Annotated in this window: 11 protein-coding genes and 1 pseudogene; 3 read left to right on the top strand and 9 right to left on the bottom strand. The window is 67.6% G+C overall.

The features are described 5' to 3' along the window. Positions 1–85 precede the first annotated feature (85 nt). The 7 genes from AC1RQK_RS22180 to AC1RQK_RS22210 all read right to left on the bottom strand — a co-directional run bounded on the left by AC1RQK_RS22180 (position 86) and on the right by AC1RQK_RS22210 (position 5,897). Positions 86–418, bottom strand: coding sequence for a hypothetical protein (locus AC1RQK_RS22180; protein WP_492371878.1), 333 nt, complete (start codon positions 416–418; stop codon positions 86–88). A gap of 499 nt (positions 419–917) precedes the next feature. Then, on the bottom strand, positions 918–1,751 hold the full coding sequence (locus AC1RQK_RS22185; protein ID WP_492371877.1) for an ABC transporter ATP-binding protein: 834 nt from the start codon (positions 1,749–1,751) through the stop codon (positions 918–920). After that, entirely contained in the window at positions 1,748–2,512 is a 765-nt protein-coding gene (locus AC1RQK_RS22190) for an ABC transporter permease (RefSeq protein ID WP_492371876.1), read from the bottom strand. Before AC1RQK_RS22190 ends, AC1RQK_RS22185 begins: the two co-directional genes overlap by 4 nt. Before the next feature lies 1 nt (position 2,513). Further along, positions 2,514–3,506, bottom strand: coding sequence for an ABC transporter substrate-binding protein (locus tag AC1RQK_RS22195; RefSeq protein ID WP_492371875.1), 993 nt, complete (start codon positions 3,504–3,506; stop codon positions 2,514–2,516). Between the two features lie 86 nt (positions 3,507–3,592). Continuing rightward, positions 3,593–4,339 (bottom strand): GntR family transcriptional regulator, encoded by a 747-nt coding sequence (locus tag AC1RQK_RS22200; protein ID WP_492811168.1) that lies wholly within the window; start codon positions 4,337–4,339, stop codon positions 3,593–3,595. Next, positions 4,297–5,709: an AtzE family amidohydrolase gene (locus AC1RQK_RS22205; RefSeq protein ID WP_492811170.1), complete on the bottom strand. Its 1,413-nt coding sequence runs from the start codon at positions 5,707–5,709 to the stop codon at positions 4,297–4,299. Before AC1RQK_RS22205 ends, AC1RQK_RS22200 begins: the two co-directional genes overlap by 43 nt. Then, complete coding sequence (locus AC1RQK_RS22210) at positions 5,706–5,897, bottom strand: DUF4089 domain-containing protein (protein WP_492371873.1); 192 nt, start codon at positions 5,895–5,897, stop codon at positions 5,706–5,708. The genes AC1RQK_RS22205 and AC1RQK_RS22210 overlap by 4 nt, the downstream gene beginning before the upstream one ends. Before the next feature lie 455 nt (positions 5,898–6,352). Here AC1RQK_RS22210 and AC1RQK_RS22215 point away from each other — a divergent pair, with 455 nt between their 5' ends. Together AC1RQK_RS22215 and cynS are read left to right on the top strand one after the other, a co-directional pair. Next, complete coding sequence (locus AC1RQK_RS22215) at positions 6,353–6,478, top strand: hypothetical protein (protein ID WP_492371872.1); 126 nt, start codon at positions 6,353–6,355, stop codon at positions 6,476–6,478. Between the two features lie 87 nt (positions 6,479–6,565). Further along, a complete protein-coding gene (cynS, locus tag AC1RQK_RS22220) occupies positions 6,566–7,009 on the top strand; it encodes a cyanase (RefSeq protein ID WP_492371871.1) in 444 nt (147 codons plus the stop codon). Positions 7,010–7,172: 163 nt separating this feature from the next. Here cynS and AC1RQK_RS22225 read toward each other — a convergent pair whose 3' ends face one another. Continuing rightward, positions 7,173–7,616 (bottom strand): nucleoside deaminase, encoded by a 444-nt coding sequence (locus tag AC1RQK_RS22225; RefSeq protein ID WP_492371870.1) that lies wholly within the window; start codon positions 7,614–7,616, stop codon positions 7,173–7,175. Positions 7,617–7,772: 156 nt separating this feature from the next. Further along, complete coding sequence (locus tag AC1RQK_RS22230) at positions 7,773–8,378, bottom strand: response regulator (RefSeq protein ID WP_174425785.1); 606 nt, start codon at positions 8,376–8,378, stop codon at positions 7,773–7,775. Positions 8,379–8,760: 382 nt separating this feature from the next. Between AC1RQK_RS22230 and AC1RQK_RS22235 the strand changes: the two are divergent. Further along, positions 8,761–9,741 (top strand): annotated as a pseudogene (locus tag AC1RQK_RS22235) (ATP-binding protein); the annotation flags it as partial.

Here is a 9,741-nt window from a genome sequence, read left to right on the forward strand (position 1 = left end):
GCGCTATGCAAGCACAAAAAAAACGCCGTCCGCGCGCAAGGCGGGACGGCGTACGTGGCTACCTTGCCGGGACGGCTCGGCCGGTTTAGCGGGTCCAGTAGCCGGGCCGCATCACCCAGCCGCCGTGCGGGCTTTGCACCCAGCGCTCGGGCACATAGCGGTGACCCGGGCGTTCGCGCTGCCAGTAGCCGCCGCGCCAGGCATAGCTGCCGCCGTTGGCGTTCCAGTGTCCCGGCACCCATGCCTGGCCAGGGCGGCCCGGCGGGCGCGGTTCATAGCGCGGCGGGGGCGGCGCGGGGCGCATGTGCGGGCTGCCGTGGTAGCCCGGGGGATAGGCCTGGGCCTGGGCCGGCGAGATCAGGCCAAGCGCGGCGCCGGCGGCAAGGGTAGTGAGGGCGAGCAGCAGTTGGCGTTTCATGGTTCAACTCCAGGGGTGCGAGCGATGCATTGGATTTCGGGGGCGGCGCGTGCGTGTTACCTGCAGCCGCTCAATAGCGGTCGTGGTAACGGTACGGCGGCGGGCCGCCACGCGGGGGCACCACGATGCAGGCGGACAGCAGGGACGCTGCGGAGCAGAGCAGGACAACGAGGGCGATGGCGCGTTTCATGTTGGGGACTCCGTGACTGGCTTCGCGTTGAACATGGCCTCACTGTAGCCATCGGGCCCGCGCCGGTGTGCTTGCACTTGTAAGGCGCAATCACACTTTCAAGGGCCTCGGCTTCACCTTTGGCGAGGCTTTCCGGGCCCTTGCACGTCACCCGCCAGGCCTTGCCGGCATTGGGCGCACGGGTGATGGCGCGGGGCCGGCCGCAGCCTCGAAAAGAAAACGGGACCGTGGCCGGTCCCGTAATGTGGCGTTACATCGGAAATAACTCTCGCAAAGATTTGCCTGTGCAGCGGCCCGTTTGCACGCGTCTCAGCGTGCCCGCACCTCGCGCTGGAACACTGCCAGCGCATGCGCGCGGGTGGCGATGAAGCGCGGATCGGCCACCGCCTGCGCATCGCGCGGGCGCGGCATGTCGAAGTCGATCGCCTCGGCCACGCGCGTGGGCCGGCGCGTCAGCAGCAGGATGCGGTCGGCCAGGAAGACTGCGTCTTCCAGGTCGTGCGAGACGATCACCATGGTGGTGCCCTCCGCCAGTTGCACCTCCTGGAGCTTGTCGCGAATGAACAGGGTGGTCTCGAAATCCAACGCAGAAAAGGGTTCGTCGAGGAACAGCACCTCGGGCCGCGGCGCCAGCGCGCGCATGATGCAGATCAGCTGCTGCTGCCCGCCCGAGAGCTCATAGGGAAAGCGGTTGACGTCGAAGCGCACGTCGAAGGTGCGCAGCAGCTCCTCGGTGCGGGCCTTGGCCTGTGCCTCCGGCATGCCTTTGCGGCGCAGCGGGTAGGCCACGTTGTCGCGCGCGGAGATCCACGGCAGCAGGGCGTCCCGGTAGTTCTGGAAGACGTAGCCGATCACGGTCTGGCGCAGCGTCTTGCCATCGAACAGTACCTCGCCCCGGTCGAACGGCAGCAGGCCGGCCACCATGTTGATCAGCGTCGACTTGCCGCAGCCATTGGGCCCGAAGATCGAGACGATCTTGCCGCGCGGCAGGTCCAGGTCGAGATGCTGGTACAGCGGCACGCCGCCGAAGGCCTTGGACAGGCCGCGGATGGTGACATGGACCTCGCGCCCGGCCGGAGCGGCCACCAGCGCCGATGGCGGCGGCGCGTCGGCCACGCCGGCGCCCGATTGCAGGACTCTCATTTGCCGCTCCAGTGGACAAAGCGCTTCTCCAGCATGAAGAAGGCCAGGTTGAGCACGTAGCCAAGCGCGCCGGTGACCAGGATGGCGGCGTACATGCTGCGGATATTGAAGACCTGCTGCGCATCGATGATGCGGTGGCCAAGGCCTGTGTCCGAGCCGATGAACATCTCCGCCACGATCACGATCACCAGCGACATCGACACGCCGGTGCGCAGCCCGACAAAGGTCTGCGGCAGGCTCTCCATCAGCAGCACGTCCTTGAACACGTGCCACTTCGATACGCCCATGGCCTGCACCGCCAGCACGCGCGTCTTCCTGGCGTTCATCACGCCATACGCACTGTTGAACAGGATCAGCAGCACCGCCGCGAAGGCGGCAATGGCGATCTTGTTCGCATCCGACAGGCCGAACAGCAGCATGAACAGCGGGATCAGCGCGGATGACGGCGTGGAGCGGAAGAAGTCGATCAGGAATTCCACGCTGCGATAGGCCGGGACCGAGCTGCCCAGCGCCACGCCCAGCGGCACGCCGATCACCGCGGCGATCGCAAAGGCGTAGAAGGTGCGCGACACGGTGGCCAGCAGGTCCGCGTTGATGGACCCGTCGGCAACGCTTGTGAACAGTACCCCGAGCGTTGCCGCCGGCGATGGCAGCAGCACCGGGTTGACCCATTTGGCCGACACCGCTGCTTGCCACAGCGCCAGCAGCGCCAGTGGGCCGATCAGCGGCAGCAGCCGCGGCGCCAGGTTGGATGCACGCATGTCAGCCCCGGTAGAGCATGTCCGCCACCGGCACCCGGCGGGCAAACAACTTGCGGTCGTGGAAGACGTCGAAGAATTTCTGGAAGGCCTCGATATCGGCCGGCTTGAACTCGTTGTAGAGCGTGAAGCCGGGCAGCGGCACTTCCCTGGCCAGCTGGTCGTCGATGCTGGTGTAGCCCTTCAGGAAGGGGCGCACCTTGACGGGGTCCTTGCGCACCATGTCGATGGCCTGGCCGTAGGCGGCGATAAAGCGTTTCGACAACTCAGGGCTGGACGAGAGGAAGGCCGAGGTCAGCGAAGCCGAGCCGCCAAACCACGGCAGGCTGGCGTTGCCCAGCACGTAGCGCGAGATCACGCCGTACTCCAGCGCGCGGCAGGTGCCGTTGAGGCGGCCCACGGTGCCGGTGGGTTCCAGCGTGTAGACCGCGTCGAGCTGGCCCGCGGCGAGTGCGGCCACGTGCTGGCCTACCGGCAACTCGACGGGTTTGACGTCGGCGTAGCCGTTCTTCTCGAAGATCACCTTGGCCAGCGTCACGTTCTGGATGCCGGGGCCGCAGCCGATGCGCTTGCCCTTGAGCTCGGCCAGGGTCTTGAAGGGGCTGTCCTTGGCCACCAGGATTTCATCGAGCAGCAGCGTAGCGTTGGACGGGTTGGCGGCAAAGATCTTGCACAGGCCGGGCGAGGTGATCTCGCCCAGGCCTAGCGCCGCGGAAGCCGTGCCGTTGGCCGAGCCCTCGATGCGCCCGGCGATCATGGCTTCCACCACCTGCTGCGCGCTGGCGAACTTCACGGCCTCCACCTCCAGGCCGGCCCGCTTGAACAGCCCCGTCTCGATGCCCGCGTACAGCGGGATGCCGCCGGCGATCGGCCAGAAGCCCAGGCGGATCTTCGGCGCCTGCGCGCGCACGATGGCAGGCGCGGCCAGCATCGCGCCGGCGGCAAGGCTCTGGCGCAGGGCGAGGCGGCGGCGTGGGTTGAAGCGTGAATCGGTCATGTTGATCTCGCGACGAAAGGAGTGGAGGGACAAAATCGGGAGACGCCGGGGAGTGCCGCGCCTATGCGGTGCTATCTCGGTGCATGTCAGGCGCGTGCGCGCGCGCCGTCGGTGCGTATCGTCTGCAAGCGGTGCAGCGTGATCTTGCGCACTTCGGCGCGGCTTTCTTCAATATGGCTGGACAGCAGCAAAACGGCCTGCTCCGTGCGCTGGCGCTGGATCTCGCGCAGGATGGCGGCGTGCTCGTCGTAGGTGGCGGTCACGCGCGCGGCGTAGGTGAAATCGAGCCGGCGGATGATGCGGATGCGCTCGGTCACCTGACGGTGCACGCTGGCGATTTCGCGATTGCCCGCCGCCGCTACCAGTGCCGCGTGAAAGGCCTCATCGTGTTGCGCCACCAGGCGGCCGTCGTCCAGGCGCGCGTCCCGCGGCACCTGCCAGAACTGCGCAAGCTGGGCCAGCGCGCCGTGATCCACCGTGGGTGTGGCGTGCGTGCAAAGCATGCGCACGGCGTTGACCTCGATCAGCTTGCGCAGTTCGTAGAGCTCGTCGAAGCGTGTGAAATCCAGTGGCACCACCTCCCAGCCGCTGCGGAAATACACCTGCACCAGCGCGTCGGATTGCAGCCGCAGCAGCGCCTCGCGCACCGGCGTGCGCGACACGCCCAGGCGCTGGGCGATCTCGCCTTCGGTGAAGCGGTCGCCGGGAAGCATCCGGAACTCGAAGATGTCGTCGCGCAGCTGCGCGTAGACCGCTTCGGCGCGCGAGACCACACGGACCTCGGCGCCGCTCATGCCGCGGCCCGCGCGAGCAATGCGGATGGCCGCGGGCATGCCGCCACGCCTACGGCCTCCAGCGCCTGGGCGGCCGCAAAGGCCAGGTCCTCGCGCCACGGCGGCGCGATCAGTTGCACGCCTAGCGGCAAGCCGGCGGGGCCTGCCAGCGGCACAGTGAGCACTGGCAGGCCGATGCACGAGATGGGCTGGGTCAGCAGGCCCAGGCTGGCGCGCGCCGGCAGCACCTGGCCGTTGATGTCGATGCTCTCCTGCCCGGCCAGCGGCGCAGCCACCGGCGTGGCCGGGGCGATCAGCAGCTCGGTGCGCGTGAAGGCGTCGAGCAGTTCCTGGCGAAAGGCCGCGCGCACTTGCTGTGCGCGCACATACCACGCGGCCGGCAGCACCAGTCCGGCGGCCAGGCGGTCGCGCGAGAGCGGCTCCATCTGCGCGTACTGGTGCCGCAGATGCTCGCGGTGCAGGTGCCCGCCCTCGGTGCCGGTGATGACGAAGGCGGCCGAGCGCGCGGCCGCCGCGCCCGGCAGATGGATCACGTCCGTGGCTTCGAGCGCGTCGGCCACGCGCTGCGCGGCGGCGCGCGCATCGGGGCCGGCCATGTCATCGAAGTAGCCGCCCAGGCGTGCCGCGCGCACGCGCCTGGGCGCCTGGCCGCTGACCGCTTCGAGCGGGCGGCGCGCACAGGCCGGATCCCGGGTGTCGGCGAACTGCAGCATATCGTAGGCCGCCGCGAGGTCCGCCACCGAGCGCGCGAAGGGGCCGACGTGGTCCAGGCTGTGCACGAACGGATAGCTGCCGCGGCGGGACAGCCGCCCATAGGTGGGCTTGAGCCCGAAGATGCCGGTGAGCGCGGCCGGCACGCGGATCGAGCCATTGGTGTCCGAGCCGAGCGACAACGGCACCAGGCCCGCGGCCACCGCCGCCGCGCTGCCGCCGGAGGAGCCGCCCGCCACGCGGGCCAGGTCGTGCGGATTGCGGCAGGTGCCCCGATGCGCGTTCTCGGTGGTGAAGCCGTAGGCGAACTCGTCCATGTTGAGCGTGCCCACCAGCAGCGCGCCCGCCTCGCGCATGCGCGAAACCAGCACCGCGTCGCGCCGGGCCGGTGCGGTGCCGGCCAGCACGCGAGAGCCCGCCAGCGTGGTGAGGTCCGCCACGTCGAACAGATTCTTCACTGCATAGGGCACGCCCGCCAGCGGCGGCAGCCGCGCGCCCTGGGCGCGCAGCGCATCGACGCGGCGCGCCTCGCCCAGCGCGCGCTCGCGCGTCACGGCGGTGAAGGCGTGCAGCAGCGGGTCGCAGGCCTCGATGCGCGCGAGCGTGGCGGTGGCCACATCCAGCGCGCTGCGCGCGCCGGTGTCGATGTCACTGCGGATCGCCAGCGCGGATTCGAACACGGGATCGCGCGCGCTCATGGCCGGTACACCGGAGCTGGCTCATCGTGCGCATCCAGCGGGTGCGCCAGCATGGGCGCTGCTATCGCGGCCACGCGCAGGAATTGTTCGATCACGCGCGTCTCGGCGTCCTTGGGCAGCTCCAGCCCGTGCAGCTTGAGCGCGCTGCGGGCGTAGTGCGCCAGCGTCTCGTCGCAAAATTGGGTCATGGCGTTTCTCCGGGAATTCGCGGGTCTCAGGCTGCGGCCGTTGTGCCCTGCTTGTATGCGATCTTGTATGCAAGCAATGGCTGTGCCACGTGCGGCGCGACGCGATGCACGGCGTGCGGCAGGATTCCACCCGCCGCGCTGCACCGCTTGGGGGCGAGGGTGCAATGCCAGGTGCGCACGCGCGGCGTGATTCACCGCGGCAGTGCGTGCGCCGCAGCGGCCTTGGTGCGCCTGTGCGTAGCGCCTGCGCTTGCAGGCACCACCTGGCGAGGCGTCCAGTGTCCCGCGCAGTGGCATGAACCTTGCGCGGAGCGCTTTGTCACGGAGGGCGCACGCGTGGTCATTCTGGTGATGCGCGCACCGATCCACACTGGCACGCGGTGACATTGCCTGATGTGTGCCTGAGGCGTGCCGGACGCGTCACCATCTAGTGCGCGTGAACCTGCGGAGGTGCGATGCCGATCCTTCTTGTCGTGTTGGCGCTGCAGGCCCTCGTGCCGGGTGCTACGTCCTTTGCCGCGCTGGTGCGATACGACAACGCGCGCACCGCGGTTTGCACGCGGCTGGACGGGCTTCCCTGACATCGTCCGGCGCTAGTGCCGCCCCGTCTTGGCATCCGTCCCCCCAAAAGTCCCCCCAAAGCCAATCCAGAAACCAGAGGAGCACAAATGAATCGCAGCGATATCACCGACCTGATCATCGAAGCCAAGGTCACCAAAGGCATCAGGTGGTCCGATGTGGCCGAGAAGGTCGGCAAGAGCAAGGAGTGGACGACCGCCGCGTGCCTGGGCCAGATGGCCTTCGACGCGCCCGGCGCGCAGGCCGTGATGGAGATCTTCGGCTTGCCGCCGGAGGCCGAGCCGTGGCTGCGCACCGTGCCATACAAGGGCTCGCTGCCCACTCCCGTGCCGAGCGATCCGCTGATCTACCGCTTCTATGAACTGGTCAGCATCTACGGGACGACCTTCAAGGCGCTGATCCATGAAGAGTTTGGAGACGGCATCATGAGCGCGATCGATTTCCGCATGGACCTGCAGCGCGAGGCCGATCCGAATGGCGATCGCGTGAAGATCGAGATGTCGGGCAAGTTCCTGCCCTACAAAACCTACTGACCGGGGCTGGCACCCAGGCGCTTTGCACCACGCAGAAACGGGTACGCCCCCTGTTCCGGCCTGCTGAAAATCACGCAGAAACGGGTACGGAGCGGGTTCTGTGGATCACGCAGAAACGGGTACGCTTTGCATTTGCGGCCCGTTTTTGCGCATGGCTTTCGCCCTATGCCCCATACAGTTGCGCTGCTGTCATCCCTGCCGGCAGGCGGGTGAGCGGCAGCGGCGGCGGATCCAGCGGCAGGCGCAGCGCCTGGTAGGCGGCCTCGCTCGAAAGCCCGTAGGGCGCGGCGTCGGCATTGTCGAAGGCGTAGTACACCGCCTGCACGCCGGTCATGATCAACGCGGCCAGGCACATCGGGCACGGATGGCCGCTGGCGTACACCACGGCACCCTTGAGGCTCGGCCGGCCGAGCTTGCGGCACGCGGCGCGGATGGCCTGCATCTCCGCGTGCGTGGTGGGGTCGAAGCTGTGCACGATGTCGTTGACGCCGGTCGCCACCTGCTCGCCATCGAGCGTGAGCACCGCGCCAAAGGGGCGGCCGCCGCGTGCGCGATTGGCGTGTGCCAGGCGTACAGCTTCCCGCAGGTGTTGTTCATGCATAGACATGGGGGATCTCCGGGAGGGGGAGTGTGGCTAGGGCAGAAGCAGACCGCCCTTTACCGCACGCGATGCGCGTAAATATGAAACCCGGTGCATCATGGTATTTGAAAAAAATGATATACAATGGCGACGCTGAATCCCGCCATTGCGCCTGCCCAAATCCTAGGCTGGCGTGCCAGGGCCGACCTGCAAGGTCACCACCAGCGACTGCAGCACGGACATCGGGATTGGCTTGGAAAAGACACGGATATGCCCGGGAATACCGCCGCGGTCCGCAATGGCATGCTTGTCCAGCGAGGTCACCACGACGATGCGTGTGGCGGCAAACTCCTGCTGCGCGTCGATGGTCCTGCACAGGCGGAAGCCATCGATGCCAGGCATGATCAGATCCAGGAGGACAAGGTCGGGTTTGCTGCTGCCAATGAGCAGCAGGCCGTCGTATCCGTTCGTGGCCTCGAGTATTTCGACCGACGGGTTGAGGGTTTCCAGCGCCATGCGGTAAATCTGCAGCAGGTGCTCGTCGTCTTCCACCAGCAGTACGCGAAACGCCCTTCCCGCCGGGGCGGCTGCCGCTGTCGTGGGTGCGGCGGTCTGGCTGCGCTGGTCGGCCACCATGCGGTCGACCGAATCGGCCGGGATCCTGCGATGTCCGCCGTCAGTCTTCCACGCGGGCAGCCGGCCATTTTCGACCCAGAGCTGGACCGTGCGCAGGGAGACGCCCAGCATCTCGGCAGCGGTCCTGGTGGAATAAAAGCGCAGATCGGTCATATGGCCTCTTCAACTGACGCAACGCGCGCCGGGCGAGGCTGCGGCGTTACGTATCGTATTGTTTTCATTATTCTTCGGAAAGCTGCCTAAGCGCAACTTAATGCCAGGAAAACACGCAATTATGATAAAGCCTCGCTGAACCGTTGAAGTTAACGCTTCGCGATGCACCTGGCCGGCTACGCCGGATATCCCGGGGCGATGGGCCAGTGCGAGCGGACTGGCGCAGCCGAATAGATCATACTGTGAAGTTTTGCCGCAAGCAGGCTGCCTTCAGGCAGCGGCACCCGGGGGGTGCGCGGGGCGCACGCACGCGCTGACTAGTATCGAAGGCTGCGATTCACGGCTGTGATGAACAATATATTCGTTTTTTGGTAGCTTTCCCATGAGGCTGGAAATCTACCGACAGGTATTGGCAGGTGCGCATCGCTCCGCGAGACGCCCGTTCTGGTCAGGCATTGTCATCGTGGCCTGCATCTGGTGCGCGCTCGCCGGCTTGGGGCTATGGGACCGCGCGGCCGAATTGCGGCACGTGCATGCCGGCCTGGCCCGCGTGGCCGGGCTGCTCGGCGAGCACGCCGAGCGCACGCTGGCCGAGGCCGACCAGATCGCATCGCTCGTTGGTGGCGCCGTGGTGGAGCGCGGGCCCGCGCTGCCGCTGGCGCAATGGAAGCGTGGCGGCTACCTTGCCGTCGCCCCCTTTCTCGAAGTATCCGTGCTCGACCGCGCCGGCAGGCTGCGCGCATCCACCAGCGCGGGCTTCGAGTCGGCGGACCTGAGCGACCGCCAGTATTTCCGCGTGCACGAGAGCCGCGCGCTGCCGTCGCTGTATGTCGGCATGCCCCTTGTCGGGCGTGTCAGCGGCCACTGGTCCATGCCATTGTCCCGGGGCATCGTGGGCGCCAAGGATGGCCGCTTCTCGGGCGTGGTGGTGGTGTCGCTCGACCCCGGCTACCTGTCGAGGGTCTACGCCAAGGCGGGCCTGGGGGAGTCCGGCACCGTGCTGCTGGCGGGCACGGACGACTTCGTGGTGCGCGCGCGCTGGAGCCAGGAAAGCAGCCAGCCGGGTCAGGTGCTGATGCCCGGCTCCGCGTTGCGCGGGGTGCTGGCCAGCGCGCAGGACAGCCTCATCACAGCCGTTGGCGGGTTGGATGGCGTTCGCCGTATCTACGCTATCCAGCGCTTGCCCGGGCGCAATCTCGCGGTGCTGGCAGGCATCAGCAGCGATGCGGCCCTTGCCAGCTATCACGACCGCTTGCGCGCCGGGATCGCGATCGCCGGCATGGTCACCGTGCTGGTGATGTTCTTCCAGGTCAGGCAGTTCATCGCGGTCGGCCAGCTCGCCGCGCTGGCCGACCGCAAGACC

It is taken from the genome of Cupriavidus sp. GW822-FHT02D05 (assembly GCF_058802485.1).

Excerpts from the sequence above, each read along its gene's own strand:
- AC1RQK_RS22180 (WP_492371878.1), bottom strand. The coding sequence starts at position 418 with ATGAAACGCCAACTGCTGCTCGCCCTCACTACCCTTGCCGCCGGCGCC.
- AC1RQK_RS22185 (WP_492371877.1), bottom strand. The coding sequence starts at position 1,751 with ATGAGAGTCCTGCAATCGGGCGCCGGCGTGGCCGACGCGCCGCCGCCA.
- AC1RQK_RS22190 (WP_492371876.1), bottom strand. The coding sequence starts at position 2,512 with ATGCGTGCATCCAACCTGGCGCCGCGGCTGCTGCCGCTGATCGGCCCA.
- AC1RQK_RS22195 (WP_492371875.1), bottom strand. The coding sequence starts at position 3,506 with ATGACCGATTCACGCTTCAACCCACGCCGCCGCCTCGCCCTGCGCCAG.
- AC1RQK_RS22200 (WP_492811168.1), bottom strand. The coding sequence starts at position 4,339 with ATGCCCGCGGCCATCCGCATTGCTCGCGCGGGCCGCGGCATGAGCGGC.
- AC1RQK_RS22205 (WP_492811170.1), bottom strand. The coding sequence starts at position 5,709 with ATGAGCGCGCGCGATCCCGTGTTCGAATCCGCGCTGGCGATCCGCAGT.
- AC1RQK_RS22210 (WP_492371873.1), bottom strand. The coding sequence starts at position 5,897 with ATGACCCAATTTTGCGACGAGACGCTGGCGCACTACGCCCGCAGCGCG.
- AC1RQK_RS22215 (WP_492371872.1), top strand. The coding sequence starts at position 6,353 with ATGCCGATCCTTCTTGTCGTGTTGGCGCTGCAGGCCCTCGTGCCGGGT.
- cynS (WP_492371871.1), top strand. The coding sequence starts at position 6,566 with ATGAATCGCAGCGATATCACCGACCTGATCATCGAAGCCAAGGTCACC.
- AC1RQK_RS22225 (WP_492371870.1), bottom strand. The coding sequence starts at position 7,616 with ATGTCTATGCATGAACAACACCTGCGGGAAGCTGTACGCCTGGCACAC.
- AC1RQK_RS22230 (WP_174425785.1), bottom strand. The coding sequence starts at position 8,378 with ATGACCGATCTGCGCTTTTATTCCACCAGGACCGCTGCCGAGATGCTG.